The organism is Helcobacillus massiliensis (genome assembly GCF_014191425.1).
In the GTDB taxonomy this organism is placed as follows: domain Bacteria; phylum Actinomycetota; class Actinomycetes; order Actinomycetales; family Dermabacteraceae; genus Helcobacillus; species Helcobacillus massiliensis.
Genome location: NZ_JACHWP010000003.1, coordinates 127526 through 153416 on the forward strand (window position 1 = coordinate 127526; position 25891 = coordinate 153416).

Annotated in this window: 26 protein-coding genes; 17 read left to right on the forward strand and 9 right to left on the reverse strand. The window is 69.3% G+C overall.

The window, feature by feature from the left end; translation table 11 throughout:
- Positions 1-28 precede the first annotated feature (28 nt).
- The gene (gene ulaA / locus FHX50_RS07515) at positions 29-1651 is read left to right on the forward strand and encodes a PTS ascorbate transporter subunit IIC (RefSeq protein WP_183376215.1); all 1623 of its coding nucleotides are present in this window, start codon (positions 29-31) and stop codon (positions 1649-1651) included.
- 147 nt (positions 1652-1798) lie between these two features.
- On the opposite strand, the gene FHX50_RS07520 is transcribed toward ulaA, so the two are convergent.
- Positions 1799-3340: a UDP-glucose dehydrogenase family protein gene (locus FHX50_RS07520; protein ID WP_246370859.1), complete on the reverse strand. Its 1542-nt coding sequence runs from the start codon at positions 3338-3340 to the stop codon at positions 1799-1801.
- Between the two features lie 216 nt (positions 3341-3556).
- On the opposite strand from FHX50_RS07520, the gene FHX50_RS07525 reads away from it, so the two are divergent.
- Genes FHX50_RS07525 through FHX50_RS07535 form a run of 3 tightly spaced genes read left to right on the forward strand, consistent with a single transcriptional unit; the run spans position 3557 to position 6104 of the window.
- Positions 3557-4177 carry a hypothetical protein gene (locus FHX50_RS07525; RefSeq protein ID WP_183376217.1) on the forward strand — a complete coding sequence of 207 codons (621 nt, stop codon included), beginning with the start codon at positions 3557-3559 and terminating at the stop codon, positions 4175-4177.
- Between the two features lie 29 nt (positions 4178-4206).
- Positions 4207-5475 (forward strand): Nramp family divalent metal transporter, encoded by a 1269-nt coding sequence (locus FHX50_RS07530; RefSeq protein WP_183376219.1) that lies wholly within the window; start codon positions 4207-4209, stop codon positions 5473-5475.
- On the forward strand, positions 5457-6104 hold the full coding sequence (locus FHX50_RS07535) for an iron dependent repressor, metal binding and dimerization domain protein (RefSeq protein ID WP_183376221.1): 648 nt from the start codon (positions 5457-5459) through the stop codon (positions 6102-6104). The genes FHX50_RS07530 and FHX50_RS07535 overlap by 19 nt, the downstream gene beginning before the upstream one ends.
- Before the next feature lie 20 nt (positions 6105-6124).
- On the opposite strand, the gene FHX50_RS07540 is transcribed toward FHX50_RS07535, so the two are convergent.
- The 6 genes from FHX50_RS07540 to FHX50_RS07565 form a co-directional block, all read right to left on the reverse strand.
- Positions 6125-6352: a hypothetical protein gene (locus FHX50_RS07540; RefSeq protein ID WP_183376223.1), complete on the reverse strand. Its 228-nt coding sequence runs from the start codon at positions 6350-6352 to the stop codon at positions 6125-6127.
- Entirely contained in the window at positions 6349-6642 is a 294-nt protein-coding gene (locus FHX50_RS07545) for a DUF2516 family protein (RefSeq protein ID WP_183376225.1), read from the reverse strand. The genes FHX50_RS07540 and FHX50_RS07545 overlap by 4 nt, the downstream gene beginning before the upstream one ends.
- Before the next feature lie 9 nt (positions 6643-6651).
- Positions 6652-7935 carry an FUSC family protein gene (locus FHX50_RS07550; RefSeq protein WP_239376238.1) on the reverse strand — a complete coding sequence of 428 codons (1284 nt, stop codon included), beginning with the start codon at positions 7933-7935 and terminating at the stop codon, positions 6652-6654.
- A gap of 1 nt (position 7936) precedes the next feature.
- Positions 7937-9031: a CAF17-like 4Fe-4S cluster assembly/insertion protein YgfZ gene (gene ygfZ / locus FHX50_RS07555; protein WP_183376227.1), complete on the reverse strand. Its 1095-nt coding sequence runs from the start codon at positions 9029-9031 to the stop codon at positions 7937-7939.
- The gene (locus tag FHX50_RS07560; RefSeq protein WP_183376229.1) at positions 9028-9570 is read right to left on the reverse strand and encodes a heme-binding beta-barrel domain-containing protein; all 543 of its coding nucleotides are present in this window, start codon (positions 9568-9570) and stop codon (positions 9028-9030) included. Before FHX50_RS07560 ends, ygfZ begins: the two co-directional genes overlap by 4 nt.
- 217 nt (positions 9571-9787) lie before the next feature.
- Positions 9788-10555 carry a hypothetical protein gene (locus tag FHX50_RS07565; RefSeq protein ID WP_183376231.1) on the reverse strand — a complete coding sequence of 256 codons (768 nt, stop codon included), beginning with the start codon at positions 10553-10555 and terminating at the stop codon, positions 9788-9790.
- 76 nt (positions 10556-10631) lie between these two features.
- Between FHX50_RS07565 and mshD the strand changes: the two genes are divergently transcribed.
- The 10 genes from mshD to FHX50_RS07615 all read left to right on the forward strand — a co-directional run bounded on the left by mshD (position 10632) and on the right by FHX50_RS07615 (position 20938).
- Complete coding sequence (gene mshD, locus FHX50_RS07570) at positions 10632-11510, forward strand: mycothiol synthase (protein ID WP_183376233.1); 879 nt, start codon at positions 10632-10634, stop codon at positions 11508-11510.
- Positions 11511-11576: 66 nt separating this feature from the next.
- Complete coding sequence (locus tag FHX50_RS07575; protein ID WP_183376235.1) at positions 11577-12506, forward strand: NUDIX hydrolase; 930 nt, start codon at positions 11577-11579, stop codon at positions 12504-12506.
- A 136-nt stretch (positions 12507-12642) separates the two neighbouring features.
- A complete protein-coding gene (gene pstS, locus FHX50_RS07580; RefSeq protein ID WP_183376237.1) occupies positions 12643-13746 on the forward strand; it encodes a phosphate ABC transporter substrate-binding protein PstS in 1104 nt (367 codons plus the stop codon).
- 4 nt (positions 13747-13750) lie between these two features.
- Complete coding sequence (gene pstC, locus FHX50_RS07585) at positions 13751-14701, forward strand: phosphate ABC transporter permease subunit PstC (protein ID WP_183376239.1); 951 nt, start codon at positions 13751-13753, stop codon at positions 14699-14701.
- A gap of 10 nt (positions 14702-14711) precedes the next feature.
- Positions 14712-15971, forward strand: a complete 1260-nt coding sequence (pstA, locus tag FHX50_RS07590) for a phosphate ABC transporter permease PstA (RefSeq protein WP_183376241.1) — start codon at positions 14712-14714, stop codon at positions 15969-15971.
- 26 nt (positions 15972-15997) lie between these two features.
- Positions 15998-16777, forward strand: a complete 780-nt coding sequence (gene pstB / locus FHX50_RS07595) for a phosphate ABC transporter ATP-binding protein PstB (RefSeq protein WP_183376242.1) — start codon at positions 15998-16000, stop codon at positions 16775-16777.
- Positions 16778-16958: 181 nt separating this feature from the next.
- Positions 16959-17285, forward strand: coding sequence for a rhodanese-like domain-containing protein (locus FHX50_RS07600; protein ID WP_183376243.1), 327 nt, complete (start codon positions 16959-16961; stop codon positions 17283-17285).
- Positions 17282-18010, forward strand: a complete 729-nt coding sequence (locus FHX50_RS07605; RefSeq protein WP_183376244.1) for an SDR family oxidoreductase — start codon at positions 17282-17284, stop codon at positions 18008-18010. The genes FHX50_RS07600 and FHX50_RS07605 overlap by 4 nt, the downstream gene beginning before the upstream one ends.
- Positions 18011-18123: 113 nt before the next feature.
- Positions 18124-19746 (forward strand): MFS transporter, encoded by a 1623-nt coding sequence (locus tag FHX50_RS07610; protein ID WP_183376245.1) that lies wholly within the window; start codon positions 18124-18126, stop codon positions 19744-19746.
- A gap of 7 nt (positions 19747-19753) precedes the next feature.
- Entirely contained in the window at positions 19754-20938 is a 1185-nt protein-coding gene (locus tag FHX50_RS07615; protein WP_183376246.1) for an amidohydrolase, read from the forward strand.
- A gap of 20 nt (positions 20939-20958) precedes the next feature.
- Here the strand turns inward: FHX50_RS07615 and FHX50_RS07620 are convergent, their stop codons facing one another.
- Both FHX50_RS07620 and purB read right to left on the reverse strand, forming a co-directional pair.
- Positions 20959-21252 (reverse strand): metal-sensitive transcriptional regulator, encoded by a 294-nt coding sequence (locus FHX50_RS07620; RefSeq protein WP_183376247.1) that lies wholly within the window; start codon positions 21250-21252, stop codon positions 20959-20961.
- A complete protein-coding gene (gene purB, locus FHX50_RS07625) occupies positions 21245-22645 on the reverse strand; it encodes an adenylosuccinate lyase (protein WP_183376249.1) in 1401 nt (466 codons plus the stop codon). The genes FHX50_RS07620 and purB overlap by 8 nt, the downstream gene beginning before the upstream one ends.
- Positions 22646-22686: 41 nt before the next feature.
- Here purB and FHX50_RS07630 point away from each other — a divergent pair, with 41 nt between their 5' ends.
- Genes FHX50_RS07630 through FHX50_RS07640 form a run of 3 tightly spaced genes read left to right on the forward strand, consistent with a single transcriptional unit; the run spans position 22687 to position 25885 of the window.
- Positions 22687-23772 carry a histidinol-phosphate transaminase gene (locus FHX50_RS07630; protein WP_183376251.1) on the forward strand — a complete coding sequence of 362 codons (1086 nt, stop codon included), beginning with the start codon at positions 22687-22689 and terminating at the stop codon, positions 23770-23772.
- A complete protein-coding gene (locus FHX50_RS07635; protein ID WP_183376253.1) occupies positions 23769-24905 on the forward strand; it encodes a thiamine pyrophosphate-dependent dehydrogenase E1 component subunit alpha in 1137 nt (378 codons plus the stop codon). The genes FHX50_RS07630 and FHX50_RS07635 overlap by 4 nt, the downstream gene beginning before the upstream one ends.
- Complete coding sequence (locus FHX50_RS07640; protein ID WP_221187265.1) at positions 24905-25885, forward strand: alpha-ketoacid dehydrogenase subunit beta; 981 nt, start codon at positions 24905-24907, stop codon at positions 25883-25885. Before FHX50_RS07635 ends, FHX50_RS07640 begins: the two co-directional genes overlap by 1 nt.
- Positions 25886-25891: the final 6 nt, after the last annotated feature.

The following is a 25891-nucleotide window of genomic DNA, read 5'->3' on the forward strand; positions in this document are numbered from 1 at the left end:
GGGTCTCCCCGCCCGGTAGTCTGACGTCATGGACATCCTGGTCAGCATCGCCGCGTTCATCGTCAACGAGATCCTTGCGGTCCCCGCCTTCCTCATCGGCCTGATCACCGCAGTCGGCCTGCTCGCGCTGCGGCGCTCCACCGGCCAGGTGATCGGGGGCGCCGTCAAAGCCACCCTCGGGTTCCTCCTCATCGGCGCCGGCGCCGGCCTCGTCGTCGCTTCGCTCGCGCCGCTGGGCACCATGATCGAGGACGCGCTCGGCGCGCAGGGTGTGGTGCCCACGAATGAGGCGATCGTCGGCATCGCCCAGCAGGACTTCGGCGCGCAGGTGTCGTGGCTGATGATCGCCGGGTTCCTCGTCGCGATCCTGCTGGCGCGCATCACTCCGCTGCGGTACGTGTTCCTCACCGGGCACCACCTGCTGTTCATGGCCACCCTGCTGACGATCGTGCTGGCGTCCGCGGGGATGCCGTCCGTGCTGGTGGTGCTGATCGGCGCCGTTCTGCTCGGCATCATCATGGTCGCGACCCCCGCACTCGGGCACGTCTGGACCCGCAAGGTCACCGGGAACGATGCGATCGCGATCGGCCACTTCGGCACCGCCGGGTACATCGCCGCGGGCGCTGTGGGCCGCCTCGTGGACCCGAAGGGCCGCTCCCGCTCCACCGAGGACATCAGGGTGCCGGAGTCGCTGCGGTTCCTGCGCGACTCGATGGTCGCGACCGCGCTGTCGATGGTGATCATGTACGTGATCGTGGCGCTGGTGGCGCTGGCCCGGGTCGGCCAGGAGAAGGCGTTCGCGGCGTTCGCCGCCGGGCCGGGGGAGGCGGGCGCATCAAGCGTCGGCAACTTCATCATGCTGGCGGTGACGCAGGGCCTCCAGTTCGGCATCGCCGTGGCGGTGATCCTGTTCGGTGTGCGCACCATCCTCGGTGAGCTCGTGCCCGCGTTCCAGGGCATTGCGAAGAAGGTGGTGCCGGGCGCGATCCCCGCGCTGGACTGCCCGATCGTGTTCCCGTACGCGCAGAACGCCGTGCTGATCGGATTCCTGTCCTCGTTCACCGGCGGTCTGATCGGCCTGCTGCTGCTCGGCACCGTGTTCGGGCCGGCGTTCGGCCTCGCGCTGATCCTGCCGGGCCTGGTGCCGCACTTCTTCACCGGCGGCGCAGCGGGCGTGTTCGGCAACGCGACCGGTGGCCGGCGCGGAGCCATCGTCGGCGCGTTCGTCAACGGCCTGCTGGTGACGTTCCTGCCCGCCCTGCTGATGGGGGTGCTCGGCTCGTTCGGTTCCGCGAACACCACGTTCGGCGACACGGACTTCGCCGTGGTCGGCATCCTGCTCGGGTGGGGAGCGTCGGCGGGCACCGTGCTCGGCGCGGTCCTGCTGCTCGTGTTCGGCGCCCTCCTGCTCGGGGCGGCGATCCTGGTGCAGCGCCGCCTCGTGGACGGCCACTGGGATCCGGCGCCCGCCCGCCGCACCGTCACCGCGGGGACCCCGGGTGTTGACGGATCCGCTGGCGCCGCGGGCGCTGCAGGGGCCGACGGAGCCACCGCCCCCACCGGTTCCGCTGCCGCAGTCTCGGCCGTCAGCGGCCGCTACCCGAAGATCCAGCCGCCCGCCGGCGCCCCGACCCCTCCGGCCGCGCTCTGACCCTGCCGCCTGCTCACCGACTACTCCGGCTCCGCTCTGGCCCGGCCGTCTGCTCCCTGACCCGCCCCGCCGGGACGGGCATGGGCGCCTAGCGGCAGGGCAGCCGCTCTATCGCAACAGCCAGCCGATAGACGCCCGTGCCTGCTCTCAGGCGCCTGCGGCCGCGCCGACGCTGGTGACCGTGCCGGTGTCTGCGGCCGCGCCGGCGCTCGCGTGCGCGGCGGTGGGCTGGGGGACATTCGCGTGCGCAGTGGCGGGCCGGGCGGCAACGGGCTGCGCGACGCGCTTCTTCTGAGATCGGCATCCGTCGGCCATCCACGACGGCTGCTGCACCGGGAAGCTGTGCTGGGGCGACATGCGGCCGAGAGCGTGGAACACCCAGCCGGCGGCGCGCCACGCGGCCGGATCGAGGACGTTGCGGGCGTCGATGATGGACGCGCCCGGGTGCACGAGCCGCATCGTCACCGTCGGCGACAGTTCCCTGAAGCGCGCCCACTCGGTGCCGAGGATGACCAGTTCCGCATCGATCATCGCCTCCTCACAGTTCTCCACATACGTGAGCTCCGGGAAGCGCCTGCGGGCATTGGGGATCGCCTGCGGGTCCGTCACCGTCACCTTCGCGCCCTCCCGATGCAGCATGTGGGCCACGTCGAGAGCGGGGGAGTCGCGGGTGTCGTCACTGTTCGGCTTGAACGCGGCGCCGAGCACGGTGACGCGCTTACCGGCGAGATCCCCCTGCAGTTCGAGGCGGGCGAGGTTGAGGACGCGCTCACGCCGGCGGATGTTGATCGCGTCGATCTCGCGGAGGAAACCGACCGCCTCACCGACGTTCAGCTCCTCCGCGCGGGCCATGAACGCCCGGATGTCCTTCGGGAGGCAGCCGCCGCCGAAGCCGAGACCGGCGCGCAGGAACTTCGACCCGATGCGCTCATCCGCCCCGATCGCCTCCGCCACCTGGGTGACGTCACCGCCGGTGGCTTCGCACACCTCGGCGATCGCGTTGATGAAGGAGATCTTCGTGGCGAGGAACGCGTTGGCGCTGACCTTCACCAGTTCGGAGGTCTCCAGGCCGTAGACGAAGCGGGGCACACCGGTGTCGATGATGGCCCGGTACACCTCGTCGAGGATCGCGACTTCGGGTGCGGTCTCGTCGTCGGCGGCGACGCCGTACACGAGGCGGTCCGGGGTGAGGGTGTCCTGGACGGCGAAGCCTTCGCGGAGGAACTCGGGGTTCCACATGAGGTCAGCATGGTCGGCCACCTGGTCGCGCAGCTTGCGGGCAGTGCCGACGGGAACGGTCGACTTCCCGACGATCAGCGGGCGGGACCCGTCGCCCCCGCCGGAGGCACCGGCGGCAGCGAGGGCGCCGGTCAGGGAGGCCAGCGCCGACTGGATGTAGGACAGGTCCGCGCTGTTCGAATCCGGCTTCTGCGGTGTGCCGAGCGCGAGGAAGTGCACCCGGCAGTCGGTGAGGTCCGCCCAGTCGGTGGTGAAGCGCAGTGTGCCGCTGCTGATCCCGTCGGACAGCAGCTCATCGAATCCCGGTTCGAAGAAGGGGGAGCGGCCCTCGTTGAGAGCGGCGACTCGGTCGGCATCGATGTCGATGCCGACCACGTCATGCCCCAGCTTCGCCATCGACGCGGCATGAACCGCACCGAGGTAGCCGACTCCGATCACTGACATCTTCATGGACGGGCTCCTTCCAGGATTCGGTCATCGTGAGGGCCCCGCGGCGCAGCGTCCGGATGGGCCGGTCACGATGCCCACCTTGGTGCGGCCCAGCAACACGATGGGGAACACAGGATGATCGACCGGTGAGGGACAGATGAGCGTCCAGGCAACCTCGCCGAGCCTCGGCTGGTGGGCTCGCCTGAGGTCCCGGGCCGTCGCGGCTAGAGTGAGGCCATGAGGATCACCACCACACCGGAGTTCATCGACGCGATCGGCCGCATCGTCGAGACCGTCCCCGCCGAGGCCCCGACTCGGGATCAGCGCCGCGTCGCTGCGCTCTCCTACGCTGACGACTTCGCCGCCATCGCCGAGGCCTTCTCCCGCGGTGACGACACCTGGTTCGACGACTTCCGCGCCGCCGCCGAAACCCGCGCCCTCGCCGACCCTGATGCTCTGCGGATGATCGGCGACGCCCGAGACCGGGTGGGCGCCCAGCAGGTGGACTCCGCCTTCGCCCAGCTGTTCGCCGCCGGCACCGGCTCCAGTGCTCTCGACTCCATGGTCCCCGCGCTGCGGGCCTACGACTCCGACCTCACCGCCGAAGCCGTCATGGGCATCGGCGCCGCGGTCCTCTTCGGACTCGCACCGTGGGAGTACGTGCCGTACCACGACGCATCCGCCAGCTCATTTCTGCGCCGACTCGGCACCGAGCCGTGGCCGATCGACGAGCCGTCCGACCGTTACGAGCAGGTCATCGGGGCGCTCGCGATCCTGCTGCGGGTATCGCGACAGGCCGACGGGCCCCTGCGCGACCTGGTGGATGCGCAGATCGCCGTGGATCAGCTGATGAGGTGATCACCGGAAGTTAAGGTAACTTAACTTTCATGTCTGCTCGGTCTCGCCTCATCGTCCTGCTCGGTCCCGCGTTCGTCGCCGCTGTCGCCTACGTGGACCCCGGCAACGTCGCCGCCAACCTCACCGCCGGCGCCGACTACGGCTACGGCCTGCTGTGGGTGCTGGTGCTCGCCAACCTCATGGCGGTGCTCGTCCAGTACCTCTCCGCAAAGGTCGGGATCACCTCCGGCCGTTCCCTGCCGCAGCTGGTGGGGGAGCGCCTCGGCCGGCGCAGCCGCCTCACGTACTGGGCGCAGGCGGAACTCGTCGCCGCCGCCACCGACCTCGCCGAAGTGGTGGGCGGTGCCATCGCGCTGCACATCCTCTTCGACCTGCCCCTGCTCGTCGGCGGGGTCATCACCGCGGTGGTCTCCCTCGGCATCCTCGCCCTCCAGACCCGCCACCGCTCCCGTACCTTCGAGATCGTCATCCTCGGACTGCTGCTCATCATCACCGGCGGGTTCCTCGCCGGGCTCGTCATCGCCCCGGTCAGCGCCACCGGCATCGCCGGCGGCCTGGTGCCTCGGTTTGCCGACACGAACGCGGTGCTGATCGCCGCCAGCATGCTCGGCGCCACCGTGATGCCGCACGTCATCTACCTGCACTCCAGCCTGGGGCGGGATCACGCCGAGCGCACCGGCGCCACCCGAACCAGCGCCGCCCGCACCGGCACCGGCCGCTCCGGCGCCACTACCCGGGCCCGCCTGCTGCACGCCACCCGCATCGACGTGGTCCTCTCCCTCCTCCTCGCCGGCTCGGTCAACATCGGCATGCTCGTGCTCGCCGCCGCGGCCCTCCCAGGGGCCGACGGGACCGACACGATCGACGGCGCCCACGCGCAGATCGCCGCTCAGGTCGGCCCCGTCGTCGGGGGACTGTTCGCGGTGGGTCTGCTCGCCTCCGCCCTCGCCTCCACAAGCGTGGGAGCGTTCGCGGGGTCGGAGATCATGGCGGGCCTGCTGCACCGTCGGATCCCCCTGCTGGCCCGCCGCGCCGTCACCGTCCTGCCGGCCCTCCTCATCCTCGCGATCGGCGCCGACCCCACAGAAGCGCTCGTCCTCAGCCAGGTGGTGCTGAGCCTCGGCATCCCGTTCGCGCTCGTGCCCCTGGTGCGGTTCGCCTCCGACCGCACCCTCATGGCCGAGCACCCCACGTCCCGCTGGGTCATCGTCGCCGCGTGGACGACGGCCGTCGCGATCATCGCACTCAACCTCCTGCTGGTCGCACTATGGTGGGGACCGTGGACATCGACGATCTGACCCCGGTGGCTCAGGACTATGTGAAGGCGATCTGGGCCGCGGCCGAATGGGACTCCCAGCCCCCGTCGGCCGCCCAGCTCGCCGAACGGTTCGGCACCTCCCGCGCCGCCGTCACCGACACGGTCCGCCGCCTCACCGCGCAGGGCCTGCTGACGCACGAGCCGTACCGGCCGGCTGAGCTCACCGACCTTGGCCGGCGCCTCGCCCTGCAGATGGTGCGCCGCCACCGCCTCATCGAGACGTACCTCGTGGAGGCCGTGGGGTATGCGTGGGACGAGGTGCATGATGAGGCCGAACGGCTGGAGCACGCGGTCAGCGACCTGTTCCTGGACCGCATCGACCGCCTGCTCGAGCATCCGCAGCAGGACCCGCATGGGGATCCGATCCCGTCGGCCGACGGCGTCCTGCCGCCGCTGAGCTCCTCCCGGCCCGCCGCGCTCGCGGACGCGGAGACGGGGTCCTCGGTGACGGTGGTGCGGGTGTCCGACGCGGACCCTGCCGTCCTCGGCCGGGCGCGTGAGCACGGCCTGCTGCCGGGGGCGCGCGTCACTGTGGGTGCGGACGCTCTGGCCGATGAGGGCCTCGCCGCCGCCGTCCTCGTGCGGCCGACGGATGCCGCTGCCGACTAGCCGATCCGTCGTCCCCGCGGTCAGACGTCCCGGGTCCAGAGGAACAGGCCGGCGCCGAAGAAGATCGCCGTCACCACGGTGGAGACGATGACCGGGGCGGACGCCAGGGCGCTCCCGGTGAAGATGAAGAAGATGCCGACCAGACCGGCGATCGCCGCGATGACGATGAGTGCGAACGCGATCTGGAGGCGCCGCTCCCCAGCGGGGTCGGCGCGCAGATCATTGCGGCTCTGCGGTGCGCGGTTCACCGGCCGGTCACCCGCTTCAGGTTCGGCAGCATGTCCGCGAGGAACACGCCGGCCACGCACACCGCCGCCATGGACAGCAGGAAGAGCCGGCCGCCGGACAGGAAGCTGAGCACGCCGACGGCGAGCGCGCCTCCAGTCAGCGCCACCCAGAAGCCCTTCGGGCGCCGGAAGGTCGCGTTGTAGGCGTCATTGCTGAAGCGGACTGCGTTGATGAACGCCCACACCTCCACACCGAGGGTGAGGATGAGCAGGACGAACTGGATCCACGAAGCAATGACGAAGGCGAACACGCAGCCATCCTATGTCAGACGCCGCGGGTGATTGCGGTCCGGGTCGGTACGGTCGGTGATGAGCAGCTCCAGCGCCTCGGTCGTGGCCGGCGGCTCCACGGCCTGCAGCTCCATCGTGAGGGGGCGCGGCCCGATCGCGTTGCCGTCGGACGCGACGATCAGCGACGGCAGGAACCTGCGCGCCTCCGCCGCCTCCAGGCCCGTCGCCTCCAGCAGGTCGATCGCGAGCGACCGCAGCTGGATAACGAGGGTGATGCCCTGGAAGTGAGCGGCACGGCCCAGCGGATCCTCGCCGCGAGGACGCAGCAGGTCCTCCGGCGTGAGGTACGCGGTGAACTCCTTGAGCTTGCGGCGCGCCTCGGTGAACTCCGCGTCCTCACCCACCGAGAGGCGGATCGCCTGCACAGCGTCCACGCCTGCCACATAGGCAGCGGCGAGGGTGGGGAATTCGCGCCCGGGCGAGGCCGACATGAACTCGACCTGGCGGCGCGCGATCACTCGGACGTTGCGCATGGCGCGGTCGGAGCCCACCAGCAGATGATGCACCTTCTGAACATGCCGGGCGTGCCGGTGCGCGGTGGGGGAGTAGGTGGTGATCTCCTCCGCCGCATCATTGGCGAGCTGCCAGGCGTCCGTGTGGCGCTGGGAGCTGCGGCGCAGACTCCGCAGCGCGGCCCGCGCCACGTCCTGTGTGCCGGTGCGGGCACTGAGCGCGAGGGAGTTGAGGGCATCCTCCAGCTCGAGGAAGAAGCTGTTCGCGGCGCGGGACTGGGCGCGGCGCGGATCCCCGGTGAACAGGAACGACGCGATCGCGCCGAGGATGATCCCGGTGAGGGCGTCGACGATGCGACTGGTCGGCTCCATCACCGGCGTCACCGGCATCACCATCACCAGCAGGGACTGGATGCCCGCCTGGATGGAGAACACGATGCCGTCGTTGAGGAACCGGGAGATCGTGACCGCCACCGTGATCGTCACGAAGATCTGCCATACGCCGGAGCCGATCGTGAGCCGGGCGGTCTCCCCGAGCAGCACGCCGAGCAGAACCCCGAAGGAGAACCCCAGCACCTTGTTCACCTTCGTCTCCAGGGTGAATCCGATGATGATGAAGGCGGTGATGGACGCGAAGAAAGGGTACTGGTGGCCCCACAGGGTCAGGCAGATCAGGTACGCGACCGCGGCGGTGCCCGCCGCGAGGAGGATCTGGGGCAGGCTCAGCTTCACGCGTGTGAAGCCGCCCCCGGCCCAGCCGCCGACGGCCATGCGCACACGGTCCGAGACCGGCGGAGCCACGTCAGCGCCTCGTCAGGCTGGACGTCGTCGGCCGGGCGGCATGCTCGCGTTCGCGCACGATCGGCTCCTGAGCGGCGTCGACCGCGACTTCGTCCTCACCCACCGTGAACTGCACGGTCAGCGGCTGGTCGAGGGGGACGGCGCGGCGCACCAGGGCGAGGCCGACGGGCCCCGCATCGGCGTGGACCACCGATGTCGTCACGGTGCCGACGCTCTTCTTCCCGAACTTCACCTCGGCGCCCACCGGCACGAGCAGGTCCTGGGAGCCGTCGAAGTGCAGCAGGACGAGCCGGCGCGGCGGCTGCCCAAGGTTCAGCACCTTCGCGACCGTCTCCTGGCCCCGGTAGCAGCCCTTCGCGGTGTGCACGGCGGTGCGCAGCAGGTCCAGTTCGTGAGGGATGGAGCGGTCGTCGACGTCGCGGGCGAAACGGGGCCGGTGGTTGAGCACGCGGATCGCTTCAGCGGCGGCCAGCCCGGCCATCTGCTCGGCCTTCAGGCGGCCCTCCGCCACGGCGGTCCGCAGCGCGGACTCCTCGAACAGGCCGATGAACCACGGCTCCACCAGATCCGGGCCGGTGCTGTAGGCGACACCCCCGGGCGCCACCTCAGGCCATGACTCCTCGAACTCGGCGACGGGCTCGGCGCCGTCGATGAACCCGCGCAGGGAGCACGTGGCGCCGAGGGCGCGCAGATCGTCGCGGTCGGTGAGCTCGATCCGGTTCGCGAACGTCATCAGCTCCAGGTAGCCGCGCAGGCCTGCCCGAGCTCCGGTATCCAGGATCATGAGCACGGAATCAGGGGTGCCGATGACCTGCGCCCAGTGCTCCACGCGGCCCTGCGGGGACAGCACCGTCAGTTCGGCGCTGTCACCGTCGGCGAGGGCCGAGAGGTCCTGCGAGGTGATGGTGGTCAGCCAGGTGAGGCGGTCCGGACCGGAGACTTCGATGATCTCCAGGTGCGGCAGGTCCACCACGGCGCGGCCGTCCTCGAGGCGGCGCTGCTCGCGCAGCAGTTCGCCGTAGTGCCAGGCGGCAGCGGCGTCGGGCCCGTCGCCGGGAACGGCGCCCCGGGTGATGAGGGTGTTCAGCGCGCTCATGAGCGATCCAGCTCCACCGACAGGGTGGGGGACAGGTTCGTGGGGGAGTCCCCAGCTTCCTGCAGCCACATGATGCGGGGGCCGATCATGCCGAACATGCGGATGAAGAAGCGCCCGTCGGCCTGCGCTCCCACATGGAGGCGCGGTCCGCGGACCTCACCGTTCCAGGTCTCTCCGCCGTCCACGGTGAAGCGGACACCGTGGGAGAGGTAGGACTCGGGGGAGCCGGCGGGGGCGGCAGCGGCGGCCTCTTCGTTCTGGCCGGGCAGCAGACCGGTGGTGGTCCAGGTGCCGCGCTCCTTCATGAGGAGTTCGCGTTCGGGGCCGTCGTCGTCGGTGCGCAGCAGCCAGGTCTGCATCGTCCAGGTGAGCTCGAGGGTGCCGCTGTGGGACACGGTGACGCGCTGTTCGATGCGGCGGCCGTGCTCTTCGCCGTCGTCACCGGTGAGCTGAGCGGCGCCGGTGCCGCTCCATTCACCGACGAGCCACGCGAGGGGGCGGATGTCGGGGTGGAGGGTGTCGTCGAGCGGGATCGCCATATCAGCCGCGGTTGAACAGGCGGGAGACCACGACGTACGCGAAGCCGGCTGTGCCCACGCCCACCAGGCCGGAGAGGATGAGGAAGATGACAGACAGTGCTTGTTCCATGCCCGCCATCCTACGTCGTTGCTGCGCGCACCGCGATCAGCGCCGTCACCGCAGCGGACGCGTCGGACACGGCGATGGGAGCATCGGCTGGGCAGGTGGGGAGGGCGCTCAGCCGAGGCCGAGCCACTGGATGCCGGCGCGCATGAACAGCAGCACCGCCACCCCGGCCACCGCCACGGGGGCGGCGCCGACGGCTGCGTACCCGGCGTTGTCGTACGCGGCGATGACGCGCACCATCAGATAGTGGGTGGACACGGCAACGCCCGCCACCACGGCCCCCATCGCCCCGCACAGCAGGATCGTGAGGATCGGAGAGGTGAACACGGTCGCCATCAGGGAGCACATCACGGCACCGGCGATGATTGAGCCCGGCACCCGCGCCTTCCCGCTGCCCGGCAGCGCCAGCACGGCGAGGCTGGCGCACAGCCCCAGGGTGAGGGAGGCGAACAGGGCGTCGGCGCGCCACGGCGACGCCTGCGCCAGGGAGAACGCCTGCAGCCAGGTCACGCACAGCAGGCTGAACAGGCAGCCCACCACCGTGCCGGACAGCGACAGGGTGAGGCGGTGACGGGAGGGCCGCAGCATTTCCCGCATGATGCACAGGAAGAACACGATCGCCATCACCACGGAGATCGGCACTTCGAGGCTCAGCTCCGTGTTCAGCAGCCAGCCCACCCCGAGGGCGGACAGGCCGGACGCTGCGATCAGAAAGGTCGCCGAACGGGGCGCCGGCAGCTCCAGCAGGCGCGGCCACCCCCAGGCGAGCAGGCCGATCGTCACGACGATCCCCGCGATCAGCAGTTCGCGTGCGAACAGCGTGGACAGCGTGGACAGGGAGAGGAGCAGCGTCAGGGCGCTCCCGAGGGGAGCCCGCACCTGCTGGACCATCGACGACCGCCGTTCTGCTCAGACAACTCGTTACAGTTGAGTGTAGTTCCGATGAGGAGGACCGATGACATCCGACGCCCTGGTCACCGAACTCGCGCCCGCCGAGGTGGACGCTGTGCGGGACCTTCTGCGGACAGCCGAGCAGGCCGACGGGGACGCCGCCCTCGACGAAGCGGCCCACCTCGCCCTCACTCGTCCTGGCGCCGCCCGCCACGGCCTCATCACCGGGGACGGCGGTGCTGCGCTCGGGTACGTCAGCCTGCTGGCCGACGGAACCGTGCAGGGCATGGTCCACCCCGATCACCGCCGGACGGGCCTCGGCTCCCGACTGCTCACCGCCGCCACCGCCCAGGCCGCGGCCGACGGCACCACCCCCGCCGTCTGGGTGCACGGCGGATCCGGCGATTCCCTCACCTTCCTGCGCAGCCGCGGATTCACCGCGGTGCGTGAGCTGCTGCAGATGCGCCGCGAGGCCGCACCGATCGAAGTCGTGGACCCGTCGGCCGCGGACATCGCCTTCGCCCCCTACGCCGGTGAGTGCGACCTCGACGATCTCGTCGCCGTCAACGCCCGCGCCTTCGCCGACCACCCCGAACAGGGGCGGCTCACCCGTGAGGACCTGCAGGCGCGCATGGCCGAGCCGTGGTTCAGAGCGGAGGACCTGCTGCTGGCCCGCAGCGCGAACGGCGACCTGCTCGGCTTCTCCTGGCTGAAGCGGGAGGACGGCGGGGTCGAGGTGTACGTGGTGGGTGTGGACCCGTCGGCCCAGGGGCAGAAGCTCGGCGCCGCCCTCACCACCCGCGGCATCGCCGCAGCCGACGGCGCCGCGGTGGACCTCTTCGCCGACGGCGACAACGCGCCTGCGGTGACCATGTATGAGAAGCTCGGCTTCGCCGTGACGGGCCGGCACCTCCAGCTGATCCCTCACAGCAGCCGTTCCTGACAGTCAGATCGGCAGTCCGCAGGGGGAACATGGGCGCCGACATCACCAGCAAGCGAAAGCGAATCCGTGCCCTCCAAGATCGTTCTGGCCGCCGGTGCGCTCGTCTGGCGCGAGCACAACGGGTCCATCGAAGTTCTGCTCATCCATCGCCCCAGCTACAACGATTGGTCGATCCCCAAGGGCAAGTTGGACAAGCGCGAATCCTTCCCCGCCGCGGCCGTCCGCGAAGTGGAGGAGGAGACCGGCTATGCGATCCGTCTCCACCGGCCGCTGCCGTCCACCCAGTACAAGGTGGGCCGGAACACGAAGTTCGTCGCCTACTGGGTCGGCACGGTGCGTGCGCGCCGTCGCCCGGGACCGGTGAACCGCGGTGAAGTGGACCAGGTTCAGTGGATGAGCCTCGACGAAGCGCTCGCCCGCGCCACCGGCGAGCACGATCAGGAGCTGATCCGCACGTTCGCGAAGTCCGTCAGGAAGAACCAGCACCGGACGGCCGCGGTCATCGTGCAGCGCCACGCCTCGGCCCTGCCCCGCTCGAAGTGGCCCAGTGGTGAGGAGGCGAGTCGGCCGCTCACCAAGAAGGGTCGCAAACAGGCGTCCGCGCTGCCGAATCTGATCTCCGCCTTCGACCCCTCCAGCGTCATCAGCTCCCCGTGGCAGCGCTGTCTGGACACGGTCATCCCGTACGCGGAGAGCGCCGGGCAGGACGTGGTGGTCAAGACCCAGCTCACCGAGGACAACCATTCCCGCCGGCCCTCCCAGGTGGCGGCGCTGGTGGCGCGCTCCCTGGAGCAGAGCGAGGCGACCCTCATCTGCACCCACCGCCCCGTGCTGCCGACCGTGTTCACCACGCTGCGCAACTGCGCGAAGAAGAAGGTGGCCGCGTCGTTCCCCGACGGGGACCCGTATCTGCTCTCAGGGGAGATGCTGGTTGCTCATGTGACCAGTGAGGGCAAGGTCATAGCGACCGAGAAACATATGCCTGACCTGGGCTGATTCCTCCAGGTTCCCTGAGTTCACCCAGTGTTCACCAACCGGAGCGCTGGAGGACACCTCGTCTCCGTACGTTGGGTCCGTCCCATTCGGGACCCCTGACCCCGTGCCGGACACCGCGTCCGGAAAGGAACGAGAAGTGAACGTTTTCTCCCGTAAGACCATTGCTGCGCTGGGTGCAGTCAGCGTCCTTGCTCTGTCCGCATGCGGCTCCGACGGCGGCAAGCCGGTCGACGGCGGCAAGGCCGACACCGGCAAGTCCGACTCCAAGCCGGTCTCCGGCAAGCTCGTGGGCTCCGGCGCCTCCTCCCAGGGCGGCGCACAGGACGCGTGGCTCGCCGGCTTCACCGCGCAGAACCCCGAAGCACAGGTCACCTACGACGCCACCGGCTCCGGCAAGGGCCGCGAGGCATTCCTCTCCAAGGCCTCCGACTTCGCCGGCACCGACGACTTCCTCGACGAGGAGGAGATGACCAAGGCGAAGGACCGCTGTGAGGGCGGCACCGCGATGAACATCCCGGTGTACATCTCCCCGATCGCCGTGGTCTACAACCTCGAGGGCGTGGACGACCTGCAGCTCTCCCCGGAGACCCTCGCCGGCATCTTCGCGGGCACCATCACCAAGTGGGACGACCCGAAGATCAAGGCTGACAACCCGGACGCCGAGCTCCCCTCCAAGCCGATCGTTCCGGTGCACCGCTCCGACAAGTCCGGCACCACCGGCAACTTCACCGACTACCTCTCCAAGGCTGCTCCGAACGAGTGGACCCACGGTGCGATCGAAGAGTGGTACGAGTCGGGCGGCCAGTCCGGTGACAAGACCGCCGGCATGATGTCCACCGTCAAGGGCGGCGACGGCACCATCGGCTACGCCGACGCCTCGCAGGCCAAGGACGTGGGCGTCGCCAAGATCAAGGTCGGCGAGAAGTTCGTCGAGCTGTCCGCTGAGGGCGCCGGCAAGACCGTCGACGACTCCAAGCCGGTCAAGGACGGCGACCTCGCCCTCGAGCTGAACCGCACCACCACCGCTGACGGCGCCTACCCGCTGGTCCTCGTCTCCTACATGGCTGTCTGCGACACCTACGACAGCCAGGAGAAGGCAGACCTCGTGAAGGCCTACGCCTCCTTCGTCATCTCCGAGCAGGGCCAGAAGGACGCCGAGAGCTCCTCCGGCAGCGCCCCGCTCCCCGCCGAGATGAGCAAGAAGGCGCAGGAGAACGTCGACAAGATCAAGGCTAAGTGACCCTGTGACCACCACCTCCCCTCAGAAGACGAACAGGACTCCGGTCCGCCTCGGCGACAGGATCTTCACCTCGCTGAGCGTGGGCTCGGGCCTGCTCATCTTCGCCGCGCTCCTGGCCGTCTTCCTGTTCCTGCTCGCGCAGAGCTGGGATGCGATCCGGGCCTCCACTGAAGTCATGGGCCAGTCCGGTGAGTTCTCCCTCGCGGAGTTCGTCGGCCCGCTGGTCTTCGGCACGGTGCTGGCGGCCGGACTCGCCCTTGTGATGGCAGTGCCCGTTGCCGTGGGCATCGCACTGTTCATCTCCCACTTCGCGCCGCGCAAGCTGGCGACGCCCATCGGATACGTGGTCGACCTGCTCGCAGCGGTCCCCTCCGTTGTGTTCGGTCTGTGGGGAGGTGTGTGGCTGGTCCCGAAGCTCGAGCCGGCGTTCCGATTCCTGCACGAGTCGCTGTTCACCCGCTGGTTCCCGATGTTCCAGGGCAGTGACCAGGAGGTCACCAGCCCCATGCGCAACGTCCTCGCCGCGGCGGTGGTGCTCGCCGTGATGATCCTGCCGATCATCACCGCCGTGTCGCGGGAGGTCTTCCTCCAGGTCCCCCGACTCAACGAAGAGGCCGCCCTTGCACTGGGCGCCACCCGCTGGGAGATGATCCGCACGGTGGTGCTGCCGTTCGGCCGCTCCGGCGTCGTGTCCGCCTCCATGCTCGGCCTCGGCCGTGCGCTCGGCGAGACCATGGCGGTCCTCATGGTGATGGCCCCGGGCCTCACCTACACCCTGCACGTGCTCGCCGTCGGCCAGCACTCGACGATCGCGTCCTACATTGCGGCGCAGAACGCCGAGTCCACCGGCCTGGACATGTCCAAGCTGATCTTCGCCGGCCTCGTGCTCTTCGTCATCACCTTCATCATCAACTTCATCGCACGCGCGATCGTCTCCGCGAGCAGCAAGAAGTAGGAGTTCGGATATGTCGTCTTCTGCAGTCATCAAGGACCAGGACCTCGTCCGTGGTCGCGCTGCTCAGCAGTCCCCGCGCCCGAAGGGCCCCCGTTCCGCCGCCGCTCGTGAAGAGCGCCGCCTGCCCTGGTACCACGCACTGGTCACCGCCGGCATCGCCCTGGCGCTGTCCGTGGTGATCCTCGCCGGCGTCCAGGCGCTGGTGGGCCTCCTCCCGGAGGATCAGCAGGTCAATCTGGTGGGCCGGGACTTCTCGCCCTTCTCCCTCGCCTCCGTGCTGGTGTTCGGCTACGTGCTGCACCTCGCGGTCGCCTATGTCTACTCCCGACTGCGCGAGGGACGCCGCTGGGCGATGGACCGCGTGGTCACCCTCGTGGTCACCGGCGCCTTCGTGATCGCCATGATTCCGCTGGTCTCCCTGCTGGCCGAGGTCGTTGCACGCGGCCTGCCCCGTCTGCTCACCCCGGGCTTCCTGACCGGCACCATGCAGGGCTTCACCGGCGGCGCCGACGGCGGCGGCATCCTCCATGCGATCGTCGGCACCGTCCTCATCACCCTGGGTGCGTCGATCATCTCGATTCCGATCGGCCTGTTCACCGCCGTGTTCCTGGTGGAGTACTCGAAGACCGGTGTGAAGCGGATGCTCGGCCGCGGCGTCACCTTCCTGGTGGACGTCATGACGGGCATCCCCTCGATCGTGGCCGGCCTGTTCGCCCTCGCCCTGTTCATCACCATCACCAATGACCCGGGCATCCGCTCCGGCCTGATGGGCTCTGTGGCCCTGTCGCTGCTGATGATCCCGACCGTGGTGCGCTCCAGCGAGGAGATGATCCGCCTCGTGCCGCACGACCTGCGCGAAGCAGCCCTCGCCCTCGGCGTGCCCCGCTGGATCGTGACCGTCCGCGTGGTGCTGCGCACCGCGATCGCCGGCCTCACCACCTCGGTCACCCTCGCCGTGGCCCGTGTCATCGGTGAGACCGCGCCCCTGATGTTCACCATCGGCGGTCTGACCCTGCTGAACGCGAACCTGTTCGAGGGTCGTATGGCGGCTCTGCCGCTGGTCATCAACGGCCAGTACGCCGCCGGTGCAGCACCGTGCTCCGGTGACACCGTGATCAACTACTTCACCCGCGCCGAGTACGCCTGCAACACCGGCATCAACCTCGAACGCGCTTGGGCCACTGCGCTGACGCTGATCATCCTGGTGATGGTGCTGAACGTGGTCGCCCGCCTCGTGTCCTACTACTTCGCCCCCAAGACGGGCCGCTGAGCATCCGGCTCAGGAAAGGAACCACTGTGTCCCTCCCCATTGAGATCGAGGACCTGAACGTCTTCTACGGCGACTTCCGCGCCGTGGACGGGGTCTCGATGACCATCGCTCCCAACAGCGTGACCGCGCTGATCGGCCCGTCGGGCTGCGGCAAGTCCACCTTCCTGCGGACCCTGAACCGCATGCACGAGGTCATCCCGGGCGCCTACGCCGAAGGCACCGTGAAGATCGACGGCCAGAACATCTACGGCCCGGGCGTCGACCCGGTGAACGTGCGCCGCCGCGTCGGCATGGTGTTCCAGAAGCCGAACCCGTTCCCCACGATGTCGATCGCGGAGAACGTCCTGGCCGGCGTGAAGCTGAACAACAAGCGCGTCTCCCGCGCTGAGGCGGACCAGATCGTGGAGGTGTCGCTGCGCGGCGCCAACCTGTGGGAAGAGGTCAAGAACCGCCTGAACAAGCCGGGCGGCGGCCTCTCCGGTGGTCAGCAGCAGCGCCTCTGCATCGCCCGCACCATCGCAGTGAAGCCGGAGGTCGTCCTCATGGACGAGCCGGCGTCCGCGCTCGACCCGATCTCCACCCTCGCCATCGAGGACCTGATCGGTGAGCTGAAGAAGGACTACACGATCGTGATCGTCACGCACAACATGCAGCAGGCTGCGCGCGTGAGCGACAAGACCGGCTTCTTCAACATCGCCGGCACCGGCACGCCCGGCAAGCTCATCGAGTACGACGACACCAACACGATCTTCAACTCCCCGGCCAACAAGCAGACCGAGGACTACGTCTCCGGCCGCTTCGGCTGATCGGCCACCGCAGACCGACGGGTCCCTCCAGCCGTCGGGACCGCAGGGCACCAGCGGTCCCCGCGAGATGGAGGCGACACCGTACAGGGAGAGCCCCGCCCGGCACAGCATGTGCTCGGCGGGGCCCTCCGCATTCGTCGGTCCCCTCGCCTCCCACAGGGCCCGCCCGTACACTCGAGGTATGAGCTTCGAATCCGTCGGCCCCACTGAAGTGCCTGAGAACGCCCATCTGATCGACGTGCGCGAGGACCAGGAGTGGGCCGCTGGCCATGCTCCCAACGCCCAGCACATCGCCGCCTCCGGTCTCCTGGAGAACCTCGACCAGCTGCCCGAGGACGGCGACCTCTACATCATCTGCCGCTCCGGCGGCCGCAGCGCCCAAGTGACCCAGTGGCTGAACCAGAACGGATTCGACGCCATCAACGTCACCGGCGGCATGGACCAGTGGTTCATGGCTGACCTCCCTCTCGTCAGCGATGACGACTCGCGAGAGCCGTACGTGCTGTGAGCCGCTACCTGATCACCGGGGCGAGCCGCGGCATCGGCCTCGCCATCGCCCGTGTCCTCCACCCCCACCACGACCTCATCCTCACCGCTCGCTGCGCTGACGGCCTGGATGCCGCCGCCCAGGAGCTGTGCGCCGGTGACAGCCGCGGCGGCAAGGTCCGCAAGCGCGTCGCCGCCGGAGGATCCGTCGAGACCCTCCCGCTCGACCTCTCCGACCCGGACTCCATTCCAGGGGCCGTCGACGGCATCGACGGTCCCATCGACGGAGTCATCCACTCCGCTGGTGTGCTGGTGTCCGGGACCGTCGCGGATCTGACGGCGTCGGACTGGCAGCGCTCCCTCACCCTGAACGTGACCGCGCCGGCGGTGCTGACCGCGGCGCTGCTGCCGCGCCTGCGGGAGAGCCGCGGGTCGGTGGTGCTGATCAACTCCGGCAGCGGCTTCACGGCCGGTGCGGGCGGCGGTGCCTACAGCGCCTCGAAGTTCGCGCTGCGCGCCTTCGCCGATTCGCTGCGCGCGGAAGAGCGGGAGAACGGGGTGCGGGTCATCAGCGTGCACCCCGGCCGTGTCGATACGGATATGCAGCGGCAGCTGCGGTCCTTCGAAGAGGGGGAGTACGAGGCGGAGAAGTACATGCGGCCGGAGTCGGTCGCTGCGGTCGTCGCCTCGACCCTGGCGATGGGGCCGGACGCGACCATCGAATCGGTCAGCGTCCGCCCCGCCTGAGGCCGTCGGTCTGCGCGGGGGTGGGGCGCTGAGGCGGGGTCGGAGGTCCCGGGCGCGCGGGTTTAGGATGAGGGCTGTTATCTTTCTGTGACCTGAACCGCTCGGAGGCCTCTATGAGCTCAACCCCATCCCATCGACGGGCATCCGCCGCCTCCCGCGGCCCGGGCGCCGACCATGCCGACGGGTCTGCCCCTTCGGGCACCGACCGCGCTGACGGTCCCCGCCGCGCGCGCCGGGCCGCTGAGGCCAGCGCCACGGAGGGCATCCCGCGGGCCGACGGGTTCCGCGCCACTGACTCGTGGCTGTTCGGCGCAGTCCTCGCGGTCCTCACCTTCTGGCTGTTCGCCCAGACCCTCGTCAACGTCAAGCCCGACATCGAGGCGGAGCTCGGCACCGCCACCACCATCACGAACCTCGCCGTCTCCATCACGGCCCTGTTCTCCGGCATCTTCGTAGTCCTCGCCGGCTCCCTCGCCGACCGGCTCGGCCGGGCCACCATCCTGAAGTTCGGCCTCCTGCTCAGCATCATCGGCTCCGGTCTGATCGCGGGCACTCCCGTCAACGCGGGCGGCCTCACCACGTCCATGCTGCTCGGCGGCCGCATCATCCAGGGCCTGTCCATCGCGGCGATCATGCCCGCCGTCCTCGCGCTCATCAGCACCTTCTACGAGGGTGCGGCGCGTCAGCGCGCCGTGTCGTTCTTCTCCATCGGCACCTTCGGCGGCTCGGCCCTCACCTCGATCGTGGGCGGCATCGTCGCCTCCGCCATCGGGTGGCGGTTCATCTTCATCGCGTCGATCCTGGCGGCGGCGCTGTCGCTGTACCTGGTGCGGAAGACCCCGAACGTGAAGGCGGAGTTCGACGAGGCGAAGGGCTACCCGGCCTTCGACTGGGGCGGCTTCCTCACCTTCATGATCGCGCTGGTGGCGATCAACGTGTACATCTCGCAGGGCAAGCTGATCGGCTGGACGTCCTGGATCGGCATCCTGCTGCTCGTGGTGTTCGCCGTGTTCGCGGTCGCCTTCATCCTGTGGGAGAACAAGCGGCGCGGCCTCGCCCCGTTCATCGACCTGGGCCTGTTCAGCAACAAGCGGTTCTTCGGCCCGACCCTCGCGAACTTCCTCGTCAACATGGGTGTGGCGGTCCTGCTCGTCACCCAGACACTCGCGCAGAAGGGCGCGGGCATGAGCGCCCTGCAGGCTTCCCTGCTGACCCTCGGCTACATGATCGCGATCTTCCTCGTGATCCGCGTGGGGGAGAAGCTGCTGCGCCGCTTCGGCCCGAAGAAGCCGATGCTCTGGGGGCTCGGCATCGTCGCCATCGGCACGGCCCTCAACACACTCACGTTCGTGCCGCAGACTCCGTACCTGGTGTTCGCCTTCATCGGCTTCACCTGCTTCGGCATGGGACTGGGCTTCTTCGCCACGCCGGCGACGGATGCCGCGATCTCCTCGGTGCCGAAGTCGCAGACCGGTGCCGCGTCCGGCATCTTCAAGATGGGTTCCTCCCTCGGCGGCGCCATCGGCATCGCGATCGCGGCGGCGCTCATGGTCGCCGGGTCCGGTGTCGCGATCCAGACCGTTCAGGACTGGGGCTTCTTCACCGGGTGGACCGCTGAGGCGGGCCCGCTGCGCTTCGGCGCGTTCCTCGGCAACCTCTTCGTCGTCATCATGATGGTCGTGGCCCTGGTCGCCACCGTCATCACCGTTCCCGCCGGTCAAGAAACCAAGGAGTGAACCCCGCATGTCTCTGATCACGCCGTTCGAATCCGCCCTCACCGAGCGCACCGACCTGGAGGAGCTGTACAAGCACTTCCACCGCCACCCCGAACTGTCGATGCAGGAGGAGAGGACCGCGAAGCGCATCGAACAGGAGCTGCGGGCGCTCGGCCTGCAGCCGCAGCGCATCGGCGGGGGAGTGGTCGCCGTCATCGAGAACGGTGACGGACCCGTGGTGCTCACCCGCGCCGACTTCGACGCCCTGCCCGTCACGGAGGACACGGGGCTGGAGTACTCCTCGGAGGCCGACGGGGTCATGCATGCCTGCGGGCACGACTTCCACACCACCGCGCTGATCGGCGCGGCACGGGATCTCGTGGATGACCGCGACTCCTGGTCCGGCACGGTGATCGCCCTGTTCCAACCGGGTGAGGAAACCGCGGAGGGCGCCGCCGCCATGGTGGCGGACGGCCTCGCGGATGCTGTCCCCGCACCGGATGTGGCCCTGGCGCAGCACGTGATGCCGGCGAAGGCCGGGCACATCGGCACCGCCGTGGGTCCGATCCTGTCGCAGGGTGATTCGGTGAGGGTGACGATCCACGGCAAGGGGTCGCACGGGTCGATGCCGCATCTGGCGATCGATCCGGTGGTGATCGCGTCCTCGATCGTGGTGCGGCTGCAGTCGATCGTGGGTCGTGAGGTGCCGCCGAACGAGTTCTCCGTGGTGACCGTCGGTGCGATCAACTCGGGCACGAAGTCGAACATCATCCCGGATTCGGCCCAGCTGCTGCTGAACCTGCGGCACTACGAGCCGGCGGTCCGGGACCGCGTGGTCGCCTCCCTGGAGCGGATCGTCAGGGCCGAATGCGCGGCCGGCGGCTGCGAGAAGGACCCGGAGATCGAGTTCTACGACCAGTTCCCGCTCACCACGAACGACGAGGACCCGACCCGGGTCGTCACCGATGCGTTCATCGCCGAGTTCGGTGAGGAGAAGGTCGGCACACAGGTGCCGGTGACGGCGTCGGAGGACTTCTCCCGCATCCCCGATGCGCTCGGGGCGCCGTACACGTATTGGACGGTGGGTGGTTTCGAGGAACCCGACGGGGCTCCCGCGAACCATTCGCCGTTCTTCGCGCCGGTTCTGCAGCCCACCCTCGATGTGATGGTTCAGGCGCAGATCACTGCGGTGCGAGCGTTCGTCGGGAAGTAGTCATTCAGCGCCGCGGTGCGTCACATGAGACGGCGCATCGCGGCGAGGACCTCATCGAGCTTCTCCTCGATGACGGCGCTGTCCTCGGACGCGACCGCGTCATGCACACAGTGGTGCATATGGTCCTCCACGAGGGCGAGGGAGACGGACTCCAGCGCCTTCGTGGTGGCGGCGATCTGCGTGAGCACGTCGATGCAGTAGGTGTCCTCGTCCACCATGCGGTGCAGTCCCCGCACCTGGCCCTCGATCCTCTTGAGGCGGGCCAGGTACTTGGACTTCGCATCGTGGTAGCCGGGGCCCACCTCGTCAGCCATCGAGGTGCTCCAGGATCCGCGGCGCCAGCCCGATGTAGGCGGCGGGCGTCAGCTCCAGCAGACGCGCCTGCTCCTCCTCCGGCAGACCGAGTCCCATGATGAACTCCCGCATCGCCTCACCGTCCACACGGTGACCGCGGGTCAGCTCCTTCAGTCGCTCGTACGGCTGATCCATGCCCTCCACGCCCTGCACACCGAGGGTGCGCATCACCGACTGGACGGCTTCACCGAGCACCTCCCAGTTCTGGTCGAGATCGGTGAGCATCTGCTCGGTGTCCACATCCAGGCCCTTCAGGCCGCGCTCGATGTTGGAGATGGCGAGCAGGGAGTGGCCGAACGCCGGCGCAATGTTGCGCTGCGTGGTGGAGTCCGTCAGGTCGCGCTGCAGGCGGGAGGTGACGAGGGTCTGCGCCAGGACGTCGAACAGAGCGCCGGAGATCTCCAGGTTCGCCTCCGCATTCTCGAAGCGGATCGGGTTCACCTTGTGCGGCATCGTGGAGGAGCCGGTGCCGCCCTGGGCGGACAGGCGCTGACGGAAGTAGCCGAGCGAGATGTACGTCCAGATGTCGGTGGCGAGGTTGTGCAGGATGCGGCCGGCGCGGGCCACATCGGAGAACAGCTCCGCCTGCCAGTCATGCGACTCGATCTGGGTGGTGACGGGGTTCCAGGTGAGGCCGAGGTGCTCCACGAACGTGCGGGAGACCTCCTGCCAATCGGTGCCCGGCACGGACACGGCGTGCGCGGCGTAGGTGCCGGTGGCGCCGTTGATCTTGCCGAGGATCTCGTCGGCCTCGATGCGGCGGGCCTGGCGCTGAAGGCGGTAGGCGAACACCGCGATCTCCTTGCCGAGGGTGGTGGGAGTGGCGGGCTGGCCGTGGGTGCGGGACAGCATCGGCGCGTCCTGGCAGGAGCGGGCCAGCTCCTCGAGGTCAGCGATGATGCCCCTGAGGGCCGGCAGCCACACGTCCTGCACGGCGCCCTTGACCATGAGGGCGTAGGAGAGGTTGTTGATGTCCTCGGAGGTGCAGAAGATGTGCACGATCTCAGCGAGGTCCTCCAGGCTGGTGCCGGTCAGGCGCCGCTTGATGTAGTACTCCACGGCCTTGACGTCGTGCACGGTCTCGCGTTCGATCTCGGCGTGCTCGCGGATGCCGTCGGCCCCGAAGCCCTCCGGGATGGAGCGGAGCAGGGCGCGCTCCTCATCGGTGAGGGGGCGCAGGCCGGGAATGGCCTCGCTGTCCAGGAGGTGGATCATCCATTCGGTCTCCACGATGATGCGCGCACGGTTGAGGGCGGCTTCGGAGAGGTGGTCCACGAGCGGGGCGACCTGCGGGCGGTAGCGTCCGTCGAGCGGGGTCAGGGCAATGGGCGGCTGAATGTCCGAAAGATGCATGGGTCCATCATCTCATGGCGGCAGTGCCTAGAATCGGCCCCATGACTGAGGAGATGACACGCATACGCGCCTGCCTGGAGGGCATCCCCGCCTACGTCCCCGGGAAGCCCGCCCCCGCCGAATCGGCGAAGCTCTCGAGCAACGAATCGCCGTTCCCGCCGCTGCCGGCGATGCGGGACGCTGTCGTCGCCGAGGTCGACGGCCTCAACCGCTACCCCGACGCCGCTTCCGTCGCCCTGCGCACCGCCCTCGCCGAGAAGCACGGTGTGGACTGGACGCAGATCCACGTCTCCACCGGTGCCTCCTCCGTGCTCGGGGAGATCCTCCGCGCCGTCGCCGGCGCCGGTGACGAGGTCGTGTTCCCGTGGCGGTCCTTCGAGCTGTACCCGATCATCGTGCAGTCCCACGGCTGCGACCAGGTCCGCGTCCCGCTCACCGAGGACCACCGCGTGGACCTCGACGCGATCGCGGACGCGATCACCGATCGCACCCGCCTGGTGTTCCTGTGCACGCCGAACAACCCGTCCGGTACCTGCGCCACCACCGAGGAGCTGCGGTCCTTCCTGCAGAGGATCCCGTCGGACATCGCGGTCTGCCTCGACGAGGCGTACGGCGAGTTCGCCGGCGACCTCCACCCCGATGCGGACGCCCTGTTCCGCGAGTTCGGCAACGTGGTGCGGCTGAAGACGTTCTCGAAGGTGCACGGCATCGCGGGGCTGCGCCTCGGCTACGCCATCGCCCACCCGAAGCTCGCCGCAGCCCTGGGCCTGGTGACGATGCCGTTCGCGGCGAACACCCTCGCGCAGGCCGCGGCCGTCGCCGCTCTCGAGCCCGCTGCTGCCGCTGAGCTGCAGGAACGGGTCGAGTTCGTCATCGCTGAGCGCCAGCGCATCGTGGAAGCGCTGGAGCTGGACCTCCCGGCCTGCGGCGGCAACTTCGTGTTCCTGCCGCTGGCGGAGCGGTCGGGTGAGTTCGCGGACTTCGCGCGGGAGCGCGGCCTCGTCGTCCGCGCCTACGGGACCGACGGGGCCCGCATCAGCATCGGCACCGCCGAGGAGAACGACCGGACGATCGCGGTGGTCGGCGAATGGTTCGCCTCAGCGCCCTCCGATAGTCTCATTCCGTGACTGTTTTTCGAACGAGCATCCCGCAGGCCCCGCAGGAGGAGCCCACGCTCCGCCTCCTGGAGGCCGACGGGACCCGGCATCCGCACGAGGAGCTGGATGCGGCCATCGCCGATGTGACCGCTGAGCAGATGCGCGGCTTCTACCGGGACATGGTGATGATCCGCGCCGCCGATCTCGAGGCGACGAACCTGCAGCGGCAGGGGCAGCTGGGCCTGTGGGCGAGCGCCCTGGGGCAGGAGGGCGCCCAGATCGGCGCCGGTCACGCCTGCCGCCCCCACGACTACCTGGTCCCCACGTACCGGGAGCACGGCATCGCGTGGGCGCGCGGCATCGAACCGTGGCGCCTGCTGGAGATGTTCCGCGGCGTCAGCCACCTCGGCTGGGATCCGAAGGCGCTGAAGACGCACCCGTACATGATCGTGCTCGGCTCGCAGGTGCCGCAGGGCGTCGGTTACGCCATGGGCATCAAACGCGACGGCCTCGTGGACACCGGCGACCCGGACAAGGACACGGCCGTGCTCACCCTGTTCGGCGACGGCGCGTCCTCCGAAGGCGAAGTGTCCGAGGGGTTCACGTGGGCGGCGTCGTTCCAGACCCCGACCGTGTTCTTCACCCAGAACAACCAGTGGGCGATCTCCGTGCCCACGTCCGTGCAGACCCGGGTGCCGCTCGCGCAGCGCTCCCGCGGGTGGGGGATCCCGTCGGCCCGCGTGGACGGCAACGACGTGCTCGGTGTCCTCGCCGCCACCCGCATCGCCATGGATGCGGCCCGCTCCGGCGGCGGCCCCCGCTTCATCGAAGCGGTCACGTACCGCATGGCGGCGCACACCACCAGTGATGACGCCACCCGTTACCGGCCCTCCGAGGAGGAGGAGTCGTGGCGGCAGAAGGACCCGATCAAGCGCCTGGGCGCCCACCTCGACTCCCTGGACGAGATCGATGACGACTTCGTGAAGTCCTGCGAGGCGGAGGGCCACGACCTCGCGATGGAGCTGCACCACCACATCCATGCGCTGCCGGACCCGGACCCGCGGGAGATGTTCGAGTACGTCTACGCCGAACCGCACCCCCTGATCGAGGAGGAGCGCGCCCAGTTCGAGGCGTTCCAGGCCCAGTTCGAGGAGGACGAGTGATGGTCGAGAAGCTCCCCATCGCCAAGGCGATCGGCCTCGGCCTGCGCGATGCCATGCGCGCCGACGACAAGGTCCTCATCATGGGCGAGGACGTGGGCCGCCTCGGCGGTGTCTTCCGCGTCACCGACGGCCTGTTCGACGAGTTCGGCGGCGACCGCGTGGTCGACACCCCGCTGAGCGAAGCGAGCATCATCGGCACCGCGATCGGGCTGGCGTTCCGCGGCTACCGCGCGAACTGCGAGATCCAGTTCGACGGCTTCGTGTTCCCCGCGTTCAACCAGATCACCACGCAGCTGGCGAAGATGCACAACCGCACCGAGGGCCGTGTGCGGGTCCCCGTGGTCATCCGCATCCCCTACGGCGGCGCGATCGGCGCGGTCGAGCACCATTCGGAGTCGCCGGAGGCGTACTTCACGCACACGGCGGGGCTGCGCGTCATCACCCCGTCCACCGCGAACGACGCCTACTGGATGACCCGCCAGGCCATCGAATGCGAGGACCCCGTCATCGTGTTCGAACCCAAGCGCCACTACTGGCTGCGCGGCGAGGTCGACCTCGACCACGCCCCGGAGGAGTCGGCGTTCCAGGCACGCATCGCCCGCCCCGGTGAGGACGCCACCGTGGTCGCGTGGGGGCCGACGGTCTCCACCGCCTTGGAAGCGGCCGCGCTCGCCGAGGAGGAGGGCCGCAGTGTGGAGGTGATCGACCTGCGGTCGCTGAACCCCATCGACATGCCCACCGTCATCGAGTCCGTGCAGCGGACGGGCCGGCTCGTGGTGGTCCATGAGGCGCCGGTGTTCGGCGGACTCGGCGGTGAGATCGCCGCGCGCGTCACCGAGCAGTGCTTCTACCACCTGGAGGCGCCCGTGCAGCGCGTGGGCGGCTGCTCCACGCCCTACCCGCCGGCACGGATGGAGCGCCACTACCTGCCGGACGCCGAACGCGTCCTCGACGCCGTCACCGCAAGCTTCGCGTACTGAGAGGGA

Excerpts from the sequence above, each read along its gene's own strand:
- ulaA (WP_183376215.1), top strand. The coding sequence starts at position 29 with ATGGACATCCTGGTCAGCATCGCCGCGTTCATCGTCAACGAGATCCTT.
- FHX50_RS07530 (WP_183376219.1), top strand. The coding sequence starts at position 4,207 with ATGTCTGCTCGGTCTCGCCTCATCGTCCTGCTCGGTCCCGCGTTCGTC.
- pstA (WP_183376241.1), top strand. The coding sequence starts at position 14,712 with ATGTCGTCTTCTGCAGTCATCAAGGACCAGGACCTCGTCCGTGGTCGC.
- FHX50_RS07610 (WP_183376245.1), top strand. The coding sequence starts at position 18,124 with ATGAGCTCAACCCCATCCCATCGACGGGCATCCGCCGCCTCCCGCGGC.
- FHX50_RS07620 (WP_183376247.1), bottom strand. The coding sequence starts at position 21,252 with ATGGCTGACGAGGTGGGCCCCGGCTACCACGATGCGAAGTCCAAGTAC.
- FHX50_RS07525 (WP_183376217.1), top strand. The coding sequence starts at position 3,557 with ATGAGGATCACCACCACACCGGAGTTCATCGACGCGATCGGCCGCATC.
- FHX50_RS07640 (WP_221187265.1), top strand. The coding sequence starts at position 24,905 with ATGGTCGAGAAGCTCCCCATCGCCAAGGCGATCGGCCTCGGCCTGCGC.
- ygfZ (WP_183376227.1), bottom strand. The coding sequence starts at position 9,031 with ATGAGCGCGCTGAACACCCTCATCACCCGGGGCGCCGTTCCCGGCGAC.
- FHX50_RS07600 (WP_183376243.1), top strand. The coding sequence starts at position 16,959 with ATGAGCTTCGAATCCGTCGGCCCCACTGAAGTGCCTGAGAACGCCCAT.
- FHX50_RS07560 (WP_183376229.1), bottom strand. The coding sequence starts at position 9,570 with ATGGCGATCCCGCTCGACGACACCCTCCACCCCGACATCCGCCCCCTC.
- purB (WP_183376249.1), bottom strand. The coding sequence starts at position 22,645 with ATGCATCTTTCGGACATTCAGCCGCCCATTGCCCTGACCCCGCTCGAC.
- mshD (WP_183376233.1), top strand. The coding sequence starts at position 10,632 with ATGACATCCGACGCCCTGGTCACCGAACTCGCGCCCGCCGAGGTGGAC.
- FHX50_RS07520 (WP_246370859.1), bottom strand. The coding sequence starts at position 3,340 with ATGAAGATGTCAGTGATCGGAGTCGGCTACCTCGGTGCGGTTCATGCC.
- FHX50_RS07630 (WP_183376251.1), top strand. The coding sequence starts at position 22,687 with ATGACTGAGGAGATGACACGCATACGCGCCTGCCTGGAGGGCATCCCC.
- FHX50_RS07615 (WP_183376246.1), top strand. The coding sequence starts at position 19,754 with ATGTCTCTGATCACGCCGTTCGAATCCGCCCTCACCGAGCGCACCGAC.